The organism is Bacillus sp. PS217, from assembly GCF_037963535.1.
Taxonomy (GTDB): Bacteria; Bacillota; Bacilli; order Bacillales; family Bacillaceae; genus Bacillus; species Bacillus subtilis.
This window is the reverse complement of the sequence record NZ_CP150157.1, coordinates 714,387-733,408: the sequence shown is the minus strand read 5'-3', so window position 1 is coordinate 733,408 and position 19,022 is coordinate 714,387. Positions and strand designations below refer to the sequence as shown.

20 protein-coding genes and 1 riboswitch are annotated in these 19,022 nt (G+C 46.7%); of the genes, 2 read left to right on the top strand and 18 right to left on the bottom strand.

All coding sequences use genetic code 11. From position 1 onward, the window contains the following. The first annotated feature begins 51 nt into the window (after positions 1–51). Complete coding sequence (locus NSQ83_RS03875) at positions 52–279, top strand: DUF2892 domain-containing protein (RefSeq protein ID WP_003233931.1); 228 nt, start codon at positions 52–54, stop codon at positions 277–279. Positions 280–293: 14 nt separating this feature from the next. Here the strand turns inward: NSQ83_RS03875 and NSQ83_RS03870 are convergent, their stop codons facing one another. Next, positions 294–1,568: an amino acid permease gene (locus NSQ83_RS03870; protein ID WP_198878946.1), complete on the bottom strand. Its 1,275-nt coding sequence runs from the start codon at positions 1,566–1,568 to the stop codon at positions 294–296. 143 nt (positions 1,569–1,711) lie between these two features. Here NSQ83_RS03870 and NSQ83_RS03865 point away from each other — a divergent pair, with 143 nt between their 5' ends. Further along, positions 1,712–2,134 (top strand): Lrp/AsnC family transcriptional regulator, encoded by a 423-nt coding sequence (locus NSQ83_RS03865; protein ID WP_048655153.1) that lies wholly within the window; start codon positions 1,712–1,714, stop codon positions 2,132–2,134. Positions 2,135–2,172: 38 nt separating this feature from the next. Here NSQ83_RS03865 and purD read toward each other — a convergent pair whose 3' ends face one another. The 17 genes from purD to pbuG all read right to left on the bottom strand — a co-directional run bounded on the left by purD (position 2,173) and on the right by pbuG (position 18,927). Then, positions 2,173–3,441 carry a phosphoribosylamine--glycine ligase gene (purD, locus tag NSQ83_RS03860; RefSeq protein WP_198878947.1) on the bottom strand — a complete coding sequence of 423 codons (1,269 nt, stop codon included), beginning with the start codon at positions 3,439–3,441 and terminating at the stop codon, positions 2,173–2,175. 15 nt (positions 3,442–3,456) lie between these two features. Further along, positions 3,457–4,995, bottom strand: a complete 1,539-nt coding sequence (gene purH, locus NSQ83_RS03855; protein WP_198878948.1) for a bifunctional phosphoribosylaminoimidazolecarboxamide formyltransferase/IMP cyclohydrolase — start codon at positions 4,993–4,995, stop codon at positions 3,457–3,459. Beyond that, positions 4,992–5,579 carry a phosphoribosylglycinamide formyltransferase gene (purN, locus tag NSQ83_RS03850; RefSeq protein ID WP_021481301.1) on the bottom strand — a complete coding sequence of 196 codons (588 nt, stop codon included), beginning with the start codon at positions 5,577–5,579 and terminating at the stop codon, positions 4,992–4,994. The genes purH and purN overlap by 4 nt, the downstream gene beginning before the upstream one ends. After that, complete coding sequence (gene purM / locus NSQ83_RS03845) at positions 5,576–6,616, bottom strand: phosphoribosylformylglycinamidine cyclo-ligase (protein ID WP_003233945.1); 1,041 nt, start codon at positions 6,614–6,616, stop codon at positions 5,576–5,578. Before purM ends, purN begins: the two co-directional genes overlap by 4 nt. Positions 6,617–6,717: 101 nt before the next feature. Continuing rightward, the gene (gene purF / locus NSQ83_RS03840; protein WP_003233947.1) at positions 6,718–8,148 is read right to left on the bottom strand and encodes an amidophosphoribosyltransferase; all 1,431 of its coding nucleotides are present in this window, start codon (positions 8,146–8,148) and stop codon (positions 6,718–6,720) included. Then, positions 8,124–10,352 carry a phosphoribosylformylglycinamidine synthase subunit PurL gene (gene purL / locus NSQ83_RS03835; protein WP_198878949.1) on the bottom strand — a complete coding sequence of 743 codons (2,229 nt, stop codon included), beginning with the start codon at positions 10,350–10,352 and terminating at the stop codon, positions 8,124–8,126. The genes purF and purL overlap by 25 nt, the downstream gene beginning before the upstream one ends. Next, positions 10,336–11,019 (bottom strand): phosphoribosylformylglycinamidine synthase subunit PurQ, encoded by a 684-nt coding sequence (gene purQ / locus NSQ83_RS03830; protein ID WP_003243954.1) that lies wholly within the window; start codon positions 11,017–11,019, stop codon positions 10,336–10,338. The genes purL and purQ overlap by 17 nt, the downstream gene beginning before the upstream one ends. Then, complete coding sequence (purS, locus tag NSQ83_RS03825) at positions 11,016–11,270, bottom strand: phosphoribosylformylglycinamidine synthase subunit PurS (protein ID WP_003219409.1); 255 nt, start codon at positions 11,268–11,270, stop codon at positions 11,016–11,018. The genes purQ and purS overlap by 4 nt, the downstream gene beginning before the upstream one ends. Continuing rightward, a complete protein-coding gene (gene purC, locus NSQ83_RS03820; RefSeq protein ID WP_198878950.1) occupies positions 11,263–11,988 on the bottom strand; it encodes a phosphoribosylaminoimidazolesuccinocarboxamide synthase in 726 nt (241 codons plus the stop codon). Before purC ends, purS begins: the two co-directional genes overlap by 8 nt. 73 nt (positions 11,989–12,061) lie before the next feature. Beyond that, positions 12,062–13,357, bottom strand: a complete 1,296-nt coding sequence (purB, locus tag NSQ83_RS03815) for an adenylosuccinate lyase (protein ID WP_015715438.1) — start codon at positions 13,355–13,357, stop codon at positions 12,062–12,064. Further along, complete coding sequence (purK, locus tag NSQ83_RS03810) at positions 13,354–14,496, bottom strand: 5-(carboxyamino)imidazole ribonucleotide synthase (protein WP_009966735.1); 1,143 nt, start codon at positions 14,494–14,496, stop codon at positions 13,354–13,356. Before purK ends, purB begins: the two co-directional genes overlap by 4 nt. Next, positions 14,489–14,977 (bottom strand): 5-(carboxyamino)imidazole ribonucleotide mutase, encoded by a 489-nt coding sequence (purE, locus tag NSQ83_RS03805; protein WP_198878951.1) that lies wholly within the window; start codon positions 14,975–14,977, stop codon positions 14,489–14,491. Before purE ends, purK begins: the two co-directional genes overlap by 8 nt. A gap of 141 nt (positions 14,978–15,118) precedes the next feature. Then, a riboswitch (purine riboswitch) is annotated at positions 15,119–15,220 on the bottom strand. A 79-nt stretch (positions 15,221–15,299) separates the two neighbouring features. After that, a complete protein-coding gene (locus NSQ83_RS03800; protein WP_003219403.1) occupies positions 15,300–15,497 on the bottom strand; it encodes an NETI motif-containing protein in 198 nt (65 codons plus the stop codon). After that, complete coding sequence (locus NSQ83_RS03795) at positions 15,497–16,051, bottom strand: DUF5698 domain-containing protein (protein ID WP_015482896.1); 555 nt, start codon at positions 16,049–16,051, stop codon at positions 15,497–15,499. Before NSQ83_RS03795 ends, NSQ83_RS03800 begins: the two co-directional genes overlap by 1 nt. A gap of 213 nt (positions 16,052–16,264) precedes the next feature. Then, a complete protein-coding gene (locus tag NSQ83_RS03790; RefSeq protein ID WP_003244066.1) occupies positions 16,265–16,432 on the bottom strand; it encodes a Fur-regulated basic protein FbpA in 168 nt (55 codons plus the stop codon). Positions 16,433–16,590: 158 nt separating this feature from the next. Further along, positions 16,591–17,394 carry a hypothetical protein gene (locus tag NSQ83_RS03785; RefSeq protein WP_046664340.1) on the bottom strand — a complete coding sequence of 268 codons (804 nt, stop codon included), beginning with the start codon at positions 17,392–17,394 and terminating at the stop codon, positions 16,591–16,593. Positions 17,395–17,604: 210 nt separating this feature from the next. Then, positions 17,605–18,927: a hypoxanthine/guanine permease PbuG gene (pbuG, locus tag NSQ83_RS03780; RefSeq protein WP_198878952.1), complete on the bottom strand. Its 1,323-nt coding sequence runs from the start codon at positions 18,925–18,927 to the stop codon at positions 17,605–17,607. Positions 18,928–19,022: the final 95 nt, after the last annotated feature.

Here is a 19,022-nt window from a genome sequence, read left to right as displayed (position 1 = left end):
TTTTTGAAGGTTCGGTTAAAAAACTTTTTTAAGTAAAAGGAGCGGATTTCCTTGAAGCCAAATATCAGTCTCATCAATGCCGTGTTCAGAATCGCCTGCGGATTGACGATTATGTCAGCCGCCAGTGCAAAGTTTACGAAAAAACCTTGGTGCAGAATGCATCTCTTTTACATCTTTATGGGGGCCATGAAAGCGGGTTCGGGAATCTTGCGCTTCTGTCCTGTGACCTACATGTTTCAACACAGCGATTCTGGAAATAACGAGCATCAAAACGGATAAATGGAAAAGCTTGATCATAAAACGTGATCAAGCTTTTTTTTATGCCCACCCTTTGTTTTCATATAGAGATATCCTGCAGCTGCCAGCACTGCCGGATAAAGCAGTGCCCAGCCGCTGAATGAATAAATCACCGCGCACGCCACAAATGCCCCGAGTGCCATCCACCAGCCTATATCTCTCCTGCCCAGCAGTTTCAGTGCTGCCGCCATTGTACATATGTAAGATGCGATAAAAGCCGCGCTCGGCCCTTTCAACAGAGTCGTCAAATCGATTTGAAACAGACCATGCGCCGCAAGCACTAAGCCAAACACTGCGGCCATCGCTGTCAAAACACGGATGGGCGTACGTTTTGTCGCACTGAGTTTTCCATAAAATACGGGTATGTGCCCCTCTCTCGCCAATGCGTACACCATTCTTGAAAAACCGGCAATATTGGCATGGATGGTGGCGAATGTAATAAACAGCGCTAAGCATACCGTGACGTATACACCGCTTTCCCCTGCTCTTTTTGAGATGAGCATGGCAAGCGATGCAATTTCTCCATTCTCTCCATATGAATGAGTCCCCACCGTCACAAATGACAGCATGATATACAGCCCTGCCACACAAGACGCTGCCAAAAACAAGCTGAGCGGGACATCTTTTTCAGGGCGATGAAATTCCTCAGCCAACGGGGTAATCATTTCCCAGCCTACAAAAGAGAAAAAAATCATGACAGAAACAGATCCCGCGGCAGACCAGCCATGCGGAAGAAACGGTTTGAATTCTGCTATCGTGACGTGTGGCAATGACACAGCAATAGAAGTGACAAGCAGAAATACGATGACACAAATAACGAGTGTACTGATGTTTGCGGATAGTTGAATGCCTCTCATATGAAGCAAAATAGATATAGCCAGCATGCAACCAGCAATCGATGTAACCTGCCAATCCGCCGCCTCTGTGACGTAACTGACGTAATGCGCGCCAGTCAAAGCGATGATGGGAACGCCGATCGGAACGGACCCTAACATGATCCAGCCCAAAATAGCCCCGGCTTTTTTCTGAAAGGCCAGCTGCACATAAGCAGTGATTCCTCCCGCACTAGGCGCAATTTTCACAAGCCGTGCCAGCGTGCCGACGAGAAGAAAAGATAAAAAAGACATGAATACCCAGACAAATAAAGAAGCCGGACCGGCCGTATCCGCGGTAACAGACGGCAGGATTAATATCCCGCATCCTAAAACCGCCCCAATCGTTAACGCCGTCCCTTGTATCCAAGTAATAGAGCGCTGTAATTCTGGCAACATGATGCCCCCTCTCTGATTGATGGCTTTATTATAGAAAAAATAAGACGGCATCCATATGCTACAATGAAGTTAAATCAACAGCATTACCTTACGATCAAAGGAATTTTCATTCATTCGCCTAAATATGTAAAGGAGCCAGACAAATGGACGATACAGACCTTCAGATTCTCTCGCATTTGCAGCGAAACGGCAGATTAACGATGGTTGAGCTGGGAAAGCTTGTCGGACTCAGCTCGCCAAGCGCGGCGGAGCGTGTCAGGAAGCTGGAAGACAAAGGAGTGATTACCGGCTACAGCGCGAATATCTGTTACGAAAAACTAAACAAGCATGTCACCGCTTTTATTCTCATGGAGCCGAAAAGCTGCAAGCACTACGCCGCCTTTGCAACATCGCATCCTGATGTAGCAGAAAACCACCGCATCACGGGGATGTACAGCTATGTGACAAAGGTCGTGACTGAATCGGTACATACGCTTGAGGATTTTATTGACGCCTCGATGGCCCATGGAAAACCAACCACGCTCGTTGTGCTTTCTTCTTCTAGCTGCCATCCCACTTTTACATAATAAAAAAACCCGCAGCTTCATCTGCGGGTTTTCCTCACTTATTTTTGAGCAGCCTTTAAAGCGCGTGCCCCAATGTCTTTTCTGAAAAAGAGTCCCGGTTTAAATATTTCATCAACCGCTTTGTACACTCGGTCTCTAGCCGCTTCAAACGTTTCATCAAAAGCCGTCACATTGGCGACGCGCCCCCCGTTTGTAACGAACTCTCCGCCTTCTGCTTTCGTTCCGGCATGGAAGACCACGACCTGCTCAGTTTCTGCTGCAAGGCTGCCGATCGGCGTGCCTTTTGCATAGCTTTCCGGATACCCTTCTGATGCAAGCACAACACTCACTGCCGCGGTATCCTTCCATCTTAAGTCAACTTCCTTATCATCTAAAAGATCAAGAAGCACCTGTACCAGATCAGATTCCATGCGCGGAAGCACGACCTGTGTTTCGGGATCGCCGAAGCGGGCATTAAATTCGATGACCTTCGAGCCGTTTTCAGTAAGCATCAATCCAGCGTACAAAACGCCAGTGAAGGAACGGCCTTCTTGTACCATTGCTTTTGCGGCCGGCTTAACGATCGTTTCTACAGCATGGCGGACCGTTTCTTCCGAAATTTGCGGAACTGGAGAGTAAGCGCCCATTCCGCCCGTATTCGGGCCTTTGTCTCCGTCAAACGCACGCTTGTGATCCTGGGCAATCACCATTGGATACACCTTTTCCCCTTTGACAAAGGCCATCAGAGAAAATTCTTCACCAGAAAGATATTCTTCAATGACAACGGACGCGCTCGCATCACCGAACTTTTCATCTTCAAGAAAGTCATGCAGACATGCAATTGCTTCTTCCTCTGTCATAGCCACAGTAACGCCTTTTCCAGCTGCAAGTCCATCTGCTTTTATCACAATCGGAGCACCTTTTTCCTGCACATATGCCTTCGCCTCATCAAAGGATGTAAACGTCTCGTATTCTGCGGTCGGAATGTCGTATTTCTTCATTAAATCCTTAGCGAACTGTTTGCTTCCTTCGATGATCGCCGCGGCTTTTGACGGGCCGAACACGCGCAGACCCGTTTTTTCGAATTCATCCACCAGACCTTCAATTAAAGGAACCTCAGGGCCGACAATGGTCAGGCCGACCTGATTTTGTTTTGCAAATGAGACAAGCCCTGCGTGGTCGCTTTCCTCAATGTTTACAAGCTGTGCGGAAGCTGCCATGCCGTCATTTCCGGGAGCGGCAAATACATTCTCGACGAGGCTGCTTTGCGCTGCCTTCCACGCCAGCGTATGTTCTCTTCCGCCTTTACCGATAATTAATACATTCACGTCGTTTTCATCCCCTTAATGTTTGAAGTGTCTGATGCCGGTGAATACCATGGCAATGCCGTATTCATCCGCTTTTTTGATGGAATCCTCATCTCGGATCGATCCGCCTGGCTGAATGATGGCTGTAACGCCCGCTTTTGCCGCTTCTTCGACAGTATCCGGCATTGGGAAATATGCATCCGAACCGAGCGCGCTGCCCTTCGCTTTTTCCCCTGCTTGCTCGATTGCGATTTTTGCCGATCCGACGCGGTTCATTTGGCCTGCTCCCACACCGACTGTCATGTTGTCCTTCGCGAGAACAATCGCATTTGATTTCACATGCTTCACGACTTTCCAAGCAAGCTTCAAGTCTTCCCACTCTTGCTCGTTCGGCTCTCTTTTTGTCGGAATGCTAATCTCAGCATCATCGAAGCCGTGCATATCTAAATCTTGAATCAGCAGCCCGCCTTGAACAGATGTCAACTGTTTTTCCTTTTGAACAGCGACGGATACGTCAAGCGTCAGCAGACGGAGATATTTCTTCGCAGTCAGGACGTTGAGCGCTTCTTGGCTGAATGAAGGCGCAATGATAATTTCTAAGAAAATGTTGTGAAGCGCTTCGGCAGTTGCCTTGTCCACTTCACGGTTCAGCGCGATAATGCCGCCGAAGATAGATGTTTTATCCGCTTCAAACGCTCTGTCAAACGCTTCGGCGATCGTTTTTCCTGTTCCTACACCGCACGGGTTCATATGCTTCACAGCAACAGCAGCCGGTTCAGTGAATTCACGAACGATTTGAACTGCGGCATCAGCGTCTTTAATGTTGTTGTAAGAAAGCTCTTTTCCGTGAAGCTGTTCTGCTTGCGCAATGGATCCTTTGACAGGAAGAGCTGTTTGATAGAAAGTTGCTTCCTGATGCGGGTTTTCTCCATAGCGAAGCGATTGTTTTTTCTCAAATGTCACAGTGAATTGCTCTGGTTCTTTTTCACCGACAACATTTGTCAGATAGTCAGCGATCAGTGCATCATATGCCGCAGTATGACGGAATACTTTTGCCGCAAGCTCGCGTTTTTTCTGAAGAGATACACTGCCTTCTTCTTTGATTTGATTCAGCACTGGGCTGTAATCGGCCGGATCGACGATAACCGTGACATCCTGATGGTTCTTTGATGCCGCACGCAGCATGCCAGGTCCGCCGATGTCGATATTTTCGATCGCTTCTTCATACGTGACGTCTTCTTTAGAAATCGTTTCTTTAAATGGATAGAGGTTGACGACAACGAGGTCAATCGGCTGAATCCCGTGTTCATTGATCTGCGCCATATGCTCTTCATTGCCGCGAACCGCCAGAAGGCCGCCGTGAATATTCGGGTGAAGGGTTTTTAACCGGCCGTCCATAATTTCAGGGAAGCCTGTCACTTCCGAAATTCCGATCACATCCACACCGTTTTCTTGAAGAAGCTTTTTCGTTCCGCCTGTGGAGATGACTTCAACGCCAAGCTCTGTCAGTTCTTTTACGAAAGGAACGAGATTTGTTTTATCTGAAACACTGATTAACGCACGTTTAATGGTCATGCCTTTTCACCTCTGTTATTTAATCCTAATAGCTGTTTAATCACACTCGGATACCATTTATGCTCAAGCTTGTGAATCCGCTGTTCGATTGTTTCCAATGTATCATGTTCATCAATTTCGATTGCCTTTTGAGCAATGATCGGACCTGTATCCATTCCTTCATCGACATAATGCACAGTGATTCCGGCCACCTTCACACCCGCCCGGTATGCCTGTCCGACTGCGTCGATTCCAGGAAACGCCGGAAGAAGCGACGGGTGAATGTTAATGATTTTTCCTCCATATGCTTGAAGGAGCGTATCACCAATTAGCCTCATATAGCCGGCAAGAACAATCAATTCAACCTCGTGAAGACGAAGCTGTTCAATAATGGCTTTTTCAAATGCAGCCTTGTTTTCATAAGACTTCGGCTCAAATGCAAAGGATGGAATGTGGAATGCTTCCGCCCGTTCGATGACTTTCGCCTGCGGTTTGTCGCAAACGAGGAGCGCTGCTGACGCATCCCAGTTCTCCTCCTTCAAGCGCGTAACGATGGCTTCGAAGTTTGAACCGTTTCCTGATGCAAATACCGCAAACTTTTTCATGAAAGTGCTGCACCGCCGAATGTGACGCCTTCACCTTTTTTCACACGCCCGATTAAATAGGCTTTTTCGCCATGGCTTTCAAGCGTTCCGATCACATCTGTCAGATGCTCTTCTTTGACTGCCAAAACAAAACCGATACCCATATTAAAGACGTTGAACATGTCTTCTTCCTTCAGCTTGCCGTACTCTTGCAGGAAAGAGAAAATCGGCGGGATCGGCCATGAGCCATGATCAATTTCCGCACTTAAGCCTTCCGGAAGCATACGCGGAATATTTTCAATAAATCCTCCGCCTGTCACGTGCGCCATGCCGTCGATTTTTCCGCTTTTGACCGCGGCAAGCACAGGCTTCACGTAAATCCTTGTCGGTTCAAGCAATTCCTCGCCAAGCGGGCGTTCAAACGGCTCATATGTTGTATCGAGGTCCAGCTCCGCATCATCCAGAAGCACTTTTCTGACAAGGGAAAAGCCGTTGCTGTGAAGGCCGCTGGAGCTGAGGCCGATCAACAGATGGCCCTCTTCAATGTTTTCTCCAGTCACGATTTCGTCCTTTTCTGCCACTCCGACTGAGAAACCGGCAATATCGTATTCATCAGCTGTATAGAGCCCCGGCATTTCAGCCGTTTCACCGCCGACTAAGGCTGAACCTGATTGCTCACAGCCTTCCGCAACACCTTGTACAATCTGTTCAATTTTCACTGGGTCCGCTTTGCCAACCGCTAAATAATCGAGGAAAAACAGCGGCTCTGCACCTTGTGCCAGCACGTCATTGACACACATTGCAACAGCATCCACGCCAATCGTGTCATGTTTATCCATGGAAAAAGCGAGCTTTAATTTTGTGCCGACACCGTCCGTTCCCGAAATGAGAACTGGTTTTTGATAAGAAAGCTCAGACAGGTCAAACATGCCGCCAAAACCGCCAAGGCTGCCCATAACGCCAAGCCGTTTCGTGCGCTCCACGTGTTTTTTCATTCGTTTGACAGCTTCATATCCGGCTTCGATGTCAACTCCTGCGTTTTTATATGCTTCAGACATCCTATTCACTCCTTTAAGGCGCTTTTCAAAATATCTCCCCGAACGAGGGCAGAAAGAGAAAGGCAGCCGAACTGCGCTGCCTTTATGTCATTTTTCAAGTTTTATTTGGTTAATACTGCTTCTTTTACGTGAGGAAGCACTGTATCCTGGTAAATTTCAGTCGGATATTTTCCTGTAAAGCAAGCGAGACACTGTCCGCAATTCGAGTCATCGTATTTTCTGCCGATGCCTTTCAGGAGCCCTTCCACACTCAAAAATGAGAGGGTATCGGCTCCGATTTCCTGACGGATTTCTTCAACAGAATGCGAAGACGCGATCAGTTCTTCATGTGTGGAAGTATCAATGCCATAAAAGCACGGATGAGCGATCGGCGGTGAACTGATTTTCACATGCACCTCTGTCGCACCCGCTTCTCTTAGCATCGTGACAATCCGGCGGCTAGTTGTTCCGCGCACGATAGAGTCATCCACCATCACGACGCGTTTGCCTTCTACAACCCCGCGCACCGCAGACAGCTTCATTCTGACGCCTTGCTCACGCAGAGCCTGGGACGGCTGAATAAACGTTCTGCCGACATAGCGGTTTTTGATTAAACCGAGCTCATACGGAATGCCTGTTGCCTCTGCATAGCCGATCGCCGCTGAAATACTGGAATCCGGAACCCCGGTTACGACGTCAGCTTCAACTGCGGATTCCTGAGCCAGCATTTTCCCAAGGTTTTTACGGGCACTGTGCACATTAATACCGTCAATATTGCTGTCTGGTCTGGAGAAATAAATGTACTCCATGCTGCAAATGGAACGATTGATATTCATGGAAAAACGCTCTGATTTCATGCCTTCATCATTAATGATCAGCATTTCCCCCGGCTCTACCTCGCGAAGGTACGTTGCGCCGACGACGTCAAATGCGCATGTTTCTGATGCGACCACATAAGCGTCGCCCATCATGCCGATGGATAGCGGTCTCAGCCCGTTTGGATCAAGTGCGACAATCATTTCTGTTTCGGTCATGATCAGGAACGCGTAGGCGCCTTTCAGCATAGAAAGCGAGTTTTTAATTTGATCCTTCAGCGTGAAGTGTCCGCTTCTTTTGATCAGGTGAGCCAAAACCTCTGTATCCGAAGAGGTTTGAAAGATGCTCCCTTGATTTTCGAGCTGCTGCTTTAGCTGAGTGGCGTTGACAAGATTTCCGTTATGAGCAAGCGCCAGGCTGCCGTTGTTTTGGGAACGGAAGAGGAGCGGCTGAACATTTTCGTATCCGCCGCCTCCAGCCGTTGCGTACCGAACGTGCCCGATAGCGCCTTTTCCCTTTACTTTGCTGAGTTCGCCGTTTTGAAATACTTCAGTGATCAGCCCTTGGCCTTTGTGAGCCGTCAGCTTTTCACCGTCAGTCGCTACGATGCCAGCGCCCTCCTGTCCTCGGTGCTGAAGGCTGTGGAGACCGTAATACGTGATCTGCGGGGCTTCTTCATGTCCCCAAATCCCAAAAACGCCGCATTCTTCATTTAAGCCTTTGATTTCAGCAAGCATGGGATAGCTCCTTTCCATACGCGTTCAAGCTCTTTCGTTTGCGCATGAATCATTTGTTGTCCGTCTTGGTTTTGAATCGCCAGAATTCCGTCAGCTGTTACCTCACCAATATGAACCGCATCTTTGACAGTTGCTTCAAACGCAGCTTGATGTTCTTTTTTCACTGAAACGACGAAGCGGGATTGAGATTCAGAGAATAATAACGCCGCTTCCCCTTCTACAGTCACATTAGCGCCAAGGTTTTCCGTCGTCATGACACTTTCCGCAATCGCTACGCCTAAGCCGCCTTCAGACACATCATGCGCAGATTGAACGAAGCCTTTTTTAATCGCGTCAAGCAGTGCTTTTTGACGAGACAGCTCTACATCAAGATCGATTTGCGGCGCTTTGCCGTAAATACGGCCTTCTGTCATTTTTTGCAGCTCGCTTCCGGCAAACTCTGGTTTTGTTTCACCGATCACATATACGAGATCTCCCGCTTGTTTGAAATGCTGTGTTGTAATGTGTGCTGTATCTTCAATTAAGCCAACCATGCCGATAACTGGTGTCGGATAGATCGCCGTGCCGTTTGATTCGTTATAAAGCGATACGTTACCGCCGATAACCGGAGTTCTGAGAACATTGCACGCTTCGCTTATGCCGTCTGCCGCTTTTTCGATCTGCCAGAAGATTTCCGGCTTCTCCGGGTTTCCGAAGTTAAGGTTATCTGTGACCGCAAGCGGTTCTGCGCCTGAGCAAATGATGTTGCGCGCTGCTTCAGCGACAGCAATTTTCCCTCCGACTTCAGGATCAAGATAGAGATAACGCGCGTTACAGTCTGTCGTCATCGCCAGCGCCTTTTTCGTTCCGCGGATTCTGAGAACACCAGCATCAGACCCAGGAGCGACAACTGTATTCGTGCGCACCATGTAGTCATACTGATCATAAACCCACTCTTTACTCGCAATCGTCGGCTGCTGAAGAAGCGCCTTCAGCGTTTCATTCGCATCTTCAATTTGCGGGGCGGGAACGTCCGTTTCCAAAAACTCGCGATAGTAAGCAGGCTCTTGAGAAGGCTTATGGTAAACCGGTGCTTCTTCTGCCAAGGCATCAACAGGCAGCTCGCACACAACCTCTCCTTTGTGTGTCAGGCGAAGCATTTTATCATCTGTCACACGTCCGACAGAAACCGCTTCAAGATCGTACTTGTCAAAAATATCGATGATTTCCTGCTCACGTCCGCGCTCGATGACCAAAAGCATCCGTTCCTGTGATTCAGAAAGCATCATTTCATACGCGCTCATGCCTGTTTCGCGCTGAGGAATCAGGTCAAGGTTCATTTCAATACCAGAGCCGGCTTTACTTGCCATTTCTGCACTTGAGCTTGTTAAACCGGCAGCTCCCATATCCTGAATGCCGACTAAGGCGTCGCATTGGATGACTTCCAGACATGCTTCAAGCAAAAGCTTCTCCATAAACGGATCGCCGACTTGGACAGCAGAACGCTTTTCTTCAGACGAGTCTGACATTTCTTCAGAAGCAAACGTAGCGCCGTGGATGCCGTCACGCCCTGTTTTCGCTCCTACGTACATTACTGTGTTGCCGACACCCTTTGCCTGGCCTTTTTTGATGTCTTCATGGTTGATTAAACCGACGCACATTGCGTTGACGAGCGGATTTCCTTCATAGCTGCTGTCAAACTGCACTTCTCCGCCGACTGTCGGGATGCCGATACAGTTGCCGTATCCGGCGATACCCGCTACTACTTCTTCAAACAAGTACTTCACTCGCGGTGAAGTCAGTTCACCAAATCGAAGAGAGTTCAATACAGCGATTGGGCGTGCACCCATTGAGAATACATCACGGATAATTCCGCCTACGCCAGTCGCAGCGCCTTGGTAAGGCTCGAGAGCTGATGGGTGGTTATGTGATTCAATTTTGAACACAACCGCTTGGTTATCACCGATATCAACGATTCCGGCGCCTTCCCCCGGCCCCTGCAGCACACGCTCGCCGCTTGTCGGGAATTTACGCAGAATCGGCTTTGAGTTTTTATAGCTGCAATGCTCAGACCACATGACAGAAAAAATTCCGATTTCTGTGTAGTTCGGCAATCTTCCAAGAATGGATTCTATCAATGCAAACTCATCATCACTGACACCCATTTGCTGATACAGTTTCTCTTCTTTTATTTGTTCTTTACTTGGTTCAAGCAGTAGTGACATGAGTTTCCCTCCAATTTTTCACGATAGACTGGAACAATTTAAGACCGTCGGCGCTTCCAAGCAGTTCATCGACCGCGCGCTCAGGGTGAGGCATCATGCCTAATACATTGCCTTTCTCATTCACGACACCGGCAATGTCGCTGACACTTCCATTAATATTAGAGCCGTATGTGAAAGCAATTTGATTGTTTTCCTTTAATGTAGCAAGCGTCTCGTCATCACAGTAGAAATTCCCTTCACCATGGGCAACCGGGATTGTAATCGATTCTCCCTTTTCGTAGGAAGCTGTGAATAAGGTTTCGTCGTTCTGAACAATCAATTCAACCGGACGGCAAATGAACTTCAGATCTTTGTTGCGTCTCATTGCGCCTGGCAGCAGCCCAAGCTCCTGTAAAATCTGGAATCCGTTACAGACGCCAAGAACAGGTTTTCCTTCAGCCGCTGCTTGTTTGACAGCTGGCATAATATTCGCAAATCGGGCGATGGCGCCGCATCTTAAGTAATCGCCGTAAGAAAATCCTCCCGGAATTAACACGCCGTCGAAGCCGTCAAGGCTTGTTTCCTCATGCCAGACGTATTCCACTTCATGGCCGAGCTCATCCTTTACAGCATGATACATATCGATATCACAGTTGGAGCCGGGTAACACAATCACCGCAAATTTCACTGTGCGACTACCTCCTCAACCTCATATCTATAATCTTCAATCACTGTGTTCGCAAGAAGTTTTTCGCACATTTCTTTCACTAGCACGTCAAGATCACGGTCAGATTTTTCAATGGTAAGCTCCATGTATTTCCCGATGCGCACATCTTGAACTTCGTTGTAAGTCATACTGTGCAAGGCATGCTGGACAGCGCTCCCTTGTGGATCTAGTACACTTTCTTTTAAGCTGACATAAACTTTTACTTTATACATGATGAATGCCTCCCAGTCTATTGAAAATCTCTTCGTATGCGTCGGTTAAGCTTCCCAGATTGCGTCTGAATAAATCTTTGTCCAGCTTTTCGTTCGTTTCTTTATCCCACAAGCGGCATGTGTCAGGAGATATTTCATCCGCCAAAAGCACTTGCCCTTCTGCATCTAAACCGAATTCAAGCTTGAAATCTATTAATCTGACATGACAATCGTCGAAAATGCTTTGAAGCTCTTCATTTACTGTTTTTGTAATGGACTTAATGGTTTCTACCTGCTCAGGAGTCGCCGCCTTCAAAAGCCAAATATGATCTTCTGTGATGAGCGGATCACCCAGCGCGTCATCCTTGTAGTAAAACTCGATAATCGGCTGTTCAAGCTCCGTGCCTTCTGGAATGCCGAGACGTTTGGACATGCTTCCTGCCACAACATTTCTGACGACGACTTCAAGCGGCACGATCGTTACCTTTTGAATGAGCTGCTCCGTTTCCGAAATGCGCTCGATAAAATGATTGTTAATGCCCTTAGCATGAAGGTGTTTGAAAATGAGGCTTGAAATTTCATTATTTAAGCGCCCTTTTCCGCTGATTTCTGCTTTTTTCTCGCCGTTAAAGGCAGTGGCGGAGTCTTTATACACGACATACAGCGTGTTTTCGTCATCGGTTTTGTAGATCTTTTTTGCTTTTCCTTCGTATAAAAGTTCATTCTTCACAATATTCACGGAAGGCCTCCTAACCCGAATGTTGGGAATTTTCAAACTGCGGCGGCTTAGAAGAAGCCGCTAAAAGCTTCTTCTATGCTAAACCTAAACGTTCAAAGATCAGATCAACATTTTTCAGATGGTAATTGTAATCAAAGCAGTCAGCAATTTTTTCCGGAGAAAGGCGTGACGTGATTTTCTCTTCCGCTTCCACAAGCTCGCGGAACGGCACTTGTTTTTCCCACGCTTCCATTGCTTTCGGCTGAACTGTATCATAGGCTTCTTCACGTGTAAGGCCTGTGTCAATCAAAGCAAGCAGCACACGCTGAGAATAGATAAGGCCGAGAGTGCGGTCCATGTTGCGCTTCATGTTTTCCGGGAAGACCGTTAAGTTCTTCACGATGTTGGAGAAGCGGTTCAGCATGTAGTTCAGCGCAATTGTCGCATCCGGAAGAATAATCCGTTCTGCTGAAGAATGAGAAATATCGCGCTCATGCCATAATGGAACATTTTCGTAAGCTGTCATCATGTAGCCCCGGATCACGCGCGCCATGCCTGTCATGTTTTCAGAGCCAATCGGATTTCGTTTATGCGGCATTGCAGATGAACCCTTTTGCCCTTTCGCGAAAAATTCCTCTACTTCACGTGTTTCACTCTTTTGCAGTCCGCGGATTTCCACAGCGAATTTCTCGATGCTTGTCGCGATCAAAGCAAGTGTTGCCATATAGTCAGCATGGCGGTCACGCTGAAGGGTTTGAGTGGAAATCGGTGCTGCTTTCAATCCGAGCTTCTCACAGACATATTGTTCAACAAATGGATCAATGTTCGCATATGTGCCGACAGCACCGGAAATCTTTCCAACCTCGATGCCTGCTTTCGCTTGTTTGAAGCGCTCAAGATTACGTTTCATTTCTTCATGCCAAAGCGCAAGTTTTAAGCCGAATGTTGTAGGCTCAGCGTGTACGCCGTGTGTGCGCCCCATCATGACTGTGTATTTATGTTCTTTCGCTTTTTCTTTTATAATGTCAACAAATCTCTCAAGATCCTTGAGCAAAATATCGTTTGCCTGTTTTAATAAGTAGGAAAGAGCCGTATCAACAACGTCAGTTGACGTTAAGCCGTAATGCACCCATTTTCTTTCTTCGCCCAGTGATTCGGATACAGCGCGCGTAAAAGCGACAACGTCATGGCGCGTGTCCTTTTCGATTTCTAAAATGCGGTTGATGTCAAATGACGCATTTTCGCGCATCAGCTTTACGTCTTCTTTCGGAATAACGCCAAGCTCCGCCCACGCTTCACAGGCAAGAATTTCAACCTCTAACCATGCTTGAAATCTGTTTTCATCCGTCCAAATCGCGGACATTTCAGGTCTTGAATAACGTTCGATCATTCTGCTTGTCCTCCGTCTCTATTCATCCATTTATTTGTGATCTCCTGAATCCATTCGTCTTCAGGCTGCTTCATAAATGTAATATGCCCCATTTTGCGGCCTTTTTTGATTTCATGTTTTCCGTATATATATAGCTTTGCCTCTTTTAAAAGCTCCGGGTCTTCCTCAACAAGCTTCACTTCATCGCCGAGAAGATTCACCATCATGCCCGGCTTCAGCAAATCTGTCTTCCCAAGCGGAAGCCCGCATACCGCTCTGATATGCTGCTCAAACTGGCTCGTCTCGCAAAGGTCCAGCGTATAATGCCCTGAATTGTGCGGTCTTGGCGCCAGTTCATTGACCAAAAGCTCTCCGTCCTCTGTCAGGAACATCTCAACAGCAAGCGGTCCGACAAGGTTAAGCTCATCTGCAAGCTTAACTGCGAGATCAGCAGCCTTCTGCTGAATCCCTTTCTCTACCCGTGCGGGCACGATGCTTTGGAAAAGAATATTGTTGTGGTGAATGTTTTCAGCTGTCGGAAATGTTGAAATTTCACCGTTTACCGATCTAACGACGATCACCGACAGTTCCATTTTAAAAGAAACCCAGCTTTCAAGAATGCAAGTTCCGTGTTCTAACAGAGCGGCTGCCTGCTCCATTTGCGCCTCTTCTTTTATCACAAATTGGCCTTTGCCGTCGTACCCGCCGCGGCATGTTTTCAGCACTGCCGGAAGCCTGAGCTCCTGTACTGCCTGTTTCAATTCATTCTTTGTTTTGACGATGCTGTACGGTGCGACTTCACAGCCCGCGGATTGAATTGCTTTTTTCTCTGTTTCACGGTTTTGGGTAATAAGCAGCAGCTCACTTCCTTGCGGGAGATACGCATGATCTTTTAGCCAATGCAGCGCATCATAGTCGATGTTTTCAAACTCATATGTGATGATATCGCTGATTTCAGCCAATTTTCGAATCGCTTCACGGTCATTATAATGAGCGGTAATTTCGACATCCGCAACCTGCCCGCACGGCGAATCTTTCACCGGATCAACGACCGCGACTTTATACCCCATTTGTTTGGCGGACACAGCCATCATTTTCCCAAGCTGGCCGCCGCCGATAATGCCGATTACAGCTCCCGGATAGATGATTTGTTTAGACAAGCTGATCACTGCTTTCTAACACTGTCTGTTTTGTATTTTCTCTTCTCTCATCCAGCTTACGGGCAAGGTCTTCGTCAAATGCTGACAAAATATGCGCCGCTAACAGGCCTGCGTTCACAGCACCCGCTTTGCCGATGGATGTTGTCGCAACAGGCACGCCTCCAGGCATTTGGACGATGGAAAGAAGTGAATCCATTCCGTTCAGCGCCTTGGACTGAACCGGAACTCCAATGACTGGCAGTGTTGTTTTCGCAGCCGTCATCCCTGGCAGATGCGCCGCTCCTCCGGCACCGGCAATAATCACCTTGATGCCTCTTTCTCTAGCAGTTTCAGCATATTCAAACATGAAATCAGGCGTCCGGTGAGCGGAAACGACCTTTTTTTCGTACGGAACATTGAGTTCGTCAAGTATGTCGCATGCGTGTTTCATTGTCTCCCAATCGGAAGTGCTTCCCATGATGATTCCTACTAGCGGCTGCATTCTGTTCCCCACCTTCTAATGCTTTTGTTTTCAGAAAATAAAAAATACCCGCTCTGCATTGCACTTATGAGGAAGCAATACAAACCGGGCATGGTACATGTATCGTCAGTCGTTCGCTTCTGCGATATATCCATGTCAGTTTTATCGATCACTTTCCTGCATAGTCCGGCAATTTACGGTTGCCGGGTAGAAACTTATGGGCCATATTCCCAAGATTATATGAGGTCGTGTTTTGATTTCATGTTTATCTTAACAACGGACATGGATAATGTCAACGATATTATCGAACGATACAAAAATTCATTCTACTAATGTTCGTGTTTTAGATCAATTTCCCTTCAAATACGATTTTTTTCCCGCACGGAACGATCTGAATTGACCCATTTTCCTTTTTTTCCATAAAAATAGGCTCTTCCATTCGCCTTACAGGCAGATATCCTTCTTCTTTCATTTGCTGAAGCACCGCATCAATCGTTTGCTGCTCTGTCACTTCAAACTTTTTCTTCTTCGGCTTTGCCATTATTCTTTAATTCTCCTCTTCTTCACTGCTTTGACCCAGAAGCCGCCGTGGATTGTTTTTGGTTCGTACGCAATAATAAAGGCTTTTGAATCAAGTGTTTTAATCGTATCATATAGCTGGAGTTCATATTTTCTCGGCGTCAGGATCTGAAGGGCTGTGCGGTCGCCTTCAAGCCCGCCTGCCACCCAATTTGTCACGCCGTAGCCTTTTTCGCGGAGCTGCTTCGGAAGATCAAGATCGAGCTCCTTCGTAATCACATTGACCATAATATAGCCAAGCGCCAATTTTTCTTCTATTTTCATGCCGACAATTACGCCAAGACCGTAACCGAGCGCGTACGCGATCACATTTTGAATCTGGTCTAAGTTATCGAGCACCAGACTCAGCCCTGTCACATAAACCAGTATTTCAATCGTACTGATGCCGGCCGCTAAATAACGCTGTCCTTTCAGCGTTAAAATCATTCTTATCGTAAAAAATGACACATAGACAATATTAATAATGAGAATTATGAGAACCATGGCTATCCCATTTGATAAGATGGTTTGCATCATTTTATTCATCCCCCTACTCTTCAGCTTGCACAAAGCATTCATATTCTACTAGAGAAATGAGCCGTTTACAATCAGCTTCGCCCGTAAGCTTAAGCAAAATATTTCGACATGCTTTTATGCGTTGAACAGTAGTAGTTTACCCTCTTTCTCGCCTTTTCAAAATCAAAACAAAAAAGCCCGCTTTTCAGCAGACTCACCTCTTTATATCTATTGTCAGATCTCTTTTTTCATTTTCTGAAGGGACTTGTATTCTTTCTCAAGCTCACTCAGCGTGTAGTCAGCAAGCTGTTCCCCTCTTCCTTGATAAAATTCCGAGAGCAGTAATTTGGTTTTTAAAAATTGCTTCTTTTGGTTAATTGCTCGGCGAAGCACATCAGCCATGTCCATCATCCTCCTTAAACATAAAGGTTTTTGCGCTGGACGTTTTCAGCATTTTCCCCATCATACACGGGTTAATCCTACAAATCAACTATGTTTTTTAGATATATTTGTAAAAAGTGTGACATAAAAAAACCGGCTAGGATTAGCCGGTTTTTTCATTAAAGCGGAATCAGCGACGCCGTAAAATATTCAGAAATAAACGGCCAAGTCACTGCCGTAAACAGCAGCGCTATCGCAACCACTGCAAATACACAATAGATATAATCAATTGGTGCATCTTGTGCCGCCTGGTACACACGCTGTACATACAGCGCGATGATAAAAAAGATGGAAAACAAGATCAGCACCGTAAACAGTACTGTCAGCATTGGGATATTTACGATCGCAAAGATCAGCCAAAGGATTGAAACAGCAATTACCGGTACAAGCAATGAACCCAATACGGCAGCCGCTTCTCTGAACGTCACCTTCTGCTTCATCATATAGCGGGAGACAGCCCATATAGCAAAGACCATTACCGCGAAAAAGATCAGCAAATACACAAGAACAACTAAAAACCCGTCATAGAAAGCATGATGGCGTTCTCCGAAACCGAGCGGCCGATTCCAGCTTGCCTTTAACTGAAACCAATTCCCAATTGAAAAAATGATACTGAATATAAGCATTGAAATCAGACCGTACTTATAATGAGAAAAACCATCCGTTACGACAGTTTTCGCCGGAGATTTTAAAATCGAGAACGCAAAACCGCAATATCTGTTGATGGCTGCCCAAACAGACGCAAGCTTGTCTTTAACAGTTGATTCACCGCGTTCCTGGCGCGGTTTCTGCTTTTGTTTTTGCTTCTGCTTGCTTTGCCGGCTCGCCTTTCTGGACATTCTCGATAGCGGTTCTTCATCTGCATCTATTCTTTCACTCTGGTTAATTTCTTCTTCAAACATTTCTTTTCTTTCTTCCGTCATGTCAGCAACTCCTATCAAAAAAATACGGCGGAATACCATTCAGCAAGAAAATAAAACACTTATATAAGGTACCGAAGCCTTCCTGAACAGTCAAGTCATTTCCATTTAAGTAAAGCATGGCGGCACATCTACATGACGGTATATCGTATGAAATGGTTTTATCTTTTGCAACAAAAAAACCAGCTGCACCGGCAGCTGGTTTTTCATTCCTTATTTTAAGAAGAGAAAGTACAGGACAAATACAACAAACAGCCCGTACATGATTGGATGAACCTCTTTGGCTTTTCCTTTGCACACCATCGTAATCGGATAGAAAATAAATCCGATGGCAATACCAGTTGCAATGCTGTACGTTAACGGCATCATGATCATGGTAAGGAAAGCAGGAACGGCCACCTCGAACTTATCCCAAGCGATTTTGCCAAGCGGCGCCACCATCAATGCACCAACAATAATAAGCGCCGGCGCTGTTACATTTGACGTAACGACTGATAGGAGCGGCGAGAAAAACGTAGCCAGTAAAAAGAGAATCCCTGTTACAATTGCGGCAAATCCTGACCGGGCACCCGCAGCGACACCTGAGCTTGATTCCACGTAAGAAGTTGTTGTAGACGTACCAAGCACGGCACCGATCACAATCGAAGATGAATCAGCTAAAAGCGCACGGCCCGCTCGCGGCAATTTGTTTTCCTTCATTAAACCAGCTTGTGTTGCCACAGCAACAAGTGTACCAGCTGTATCAAAAAATCCGACAAACAAGAATGTTAAAATAACGATCAGCATTTGTACAGAGAAAATATCCGGGAGGTGAATCCACGCTTGTCCGAAAGTCGGCGCAAGGCTCGGCACACTGCCGACAATTTGAGTCGGAACCGGAACCAAACCGAAAATCATGCCGGCAACCGCTGTTAACAGCATCCCGATAAACACGCCTGCGTTCACGCGAAGCACCATTAAAATAACCGTGACAATCACACCGAAAATCGTTAACAGCACAGGGCCGCTGTGAATGTTTCCGATCGTGACGAGCGTAGAAGGATTTGCAGTAATGATTCCTGAGCCTTGCAAACCAACGAATGTAATAAACAGGCCGATCCCCGCACCGACTGCCAATTTCAGCTCAGGCGGAATGGCGTTAATGATTTTTTCACGAAAACCTGTTAAAGAAAGAGCAACGAAAATAAGACCTGAAATAAAAACACCGGACAAAGCTGCCTGCCATGAAATACCCATACCAAGGACAACAGAAAACGCAAAAAACGCGTTCAGCCCCATACCCGGCGCAATGGCAATCGGATATCTCGCTATTAATCCCATTAAGATACAGCCTGCTGCAGACGCCAGCGCTGTCGCCGTAAAGACCGCACCCTGGTCAATTCTCAGCGCCTCCGGAAAATCTTTCACGCTGTCCAAAGCAAGCGTAATCGGATTAACGAACAAAATATATGCCATAGATAAAAAAGTCGTTAATCCGCCAATGATTTCATTGCGATAGCTGGTGCCCAGCTCATCAAACTGAAAATACTTTTTCAAGCTATTTGACTCCCTTCACTCTTTGCTATTTATTCTGTCCTGAAATCGCCAAATAAAAAACGCCCCAATAATTTTGGGACGCTTGACTACAGACG

Excerpts from the sequence above, each read along its gene's own strand:
- NSQ83_RS03870 (WP_198878946.1), bottom strand. The coding sequence starts at position 1,568 with ATGTTGCCAGAATTACAGCGCTCTATTACTTGGATACAAGGGACGGCG.
- NSQ83_RS03865 (WP_048655153.1), top strand. The coding sequence starts at position 1,712 with ATGGACGATACAGACCTTCAGATTCTCTCGCATTTGCAGCGAAACGGC.
- purH (WP_198878948.1), bottom strand. The coding sequence starts at position 4,995 with ATGACCATTAAACGTGCGTTAATCAGTGTTTCAGATAAAACAAATCTC.
- purN (WP_021481301.1), bottom strand. The coding sequence starts at position 5,579 with ATGAAAAAGTTTGCGGTATTTGCATCAGGAAACGGTTCAAACTTCGAA.
- purM (WP_003233945.1), bottom strand. The coding sequence starts at position 6,616 with ATGTCTGAAGCATATAAAAACGCAGGAGTTGACATCGAAGCCGGATAT.
- purF (WP_003233947.1), bottom strand. The coding sequence starts at position 8,148 with ATGCTTGCTGAAATCAAAGGCTTAAATGAAGAATGCGGCGTTTTTGGG.
- purL (WP_198878949.1), bottom strand. The coding sequence starts at position 10,352 with ATGTCACTACTGCTTGAACCAAGTAAAGAACAAATAAAAGAAGAGAAA.
- purS (WP_003219409.1), bottom strand. The coding sequence starts at position 11,270 with ATGTATAAAGTAAAAGTTTATGTCAGCTTAAAAGAAAGTGTACTAGAT.
- purB (WP_015715438.1), bottom strand. The coding sequence starts at position 13,357 with ATGATCGAACGTTATTCAAGACCTGAAATGTCCGCGATTTGGACGGAT.
- purE (WP_198878951.1), bottom strand. The coding sequence starts at position 14,977 with ATGCAGCCGCTAGTAGGAATCATCATGGGAAGCACTTCCGATTGGGAG.
- NSQ83_RS03800 (WP_003219403.1), bottom strand. The coding sequence starts at position 15,497 with ATGGCAAAGCCGAAGAAGAAAAAGTTTGAAGTGACAGAGCAGCAAACG.
- NSQ83_RS03795 (WP_015482896.1), bottom strand. The coding sequence starts at position 16,051 with ATGATGCAAACCATCTTATCAAATGGGATAGCCATGGTTCTCATAATT.
- NSQ83_RS03790 (WP_003244066.1), bottom strand. The coding sequence starts at position 16,432 with ATGGCTGATGTGCTTCGCCGAGCAATTAACCAAAAGAAGCAATTTTTA.
- NSQ83_RS03785 (WP_046664340.1), bottom strand. The coding sequence starts at position 17,394 with ATGACGGAAGAAAGAAAAGAAATGTTTGAAGAAGAAATTAACCAGAGT.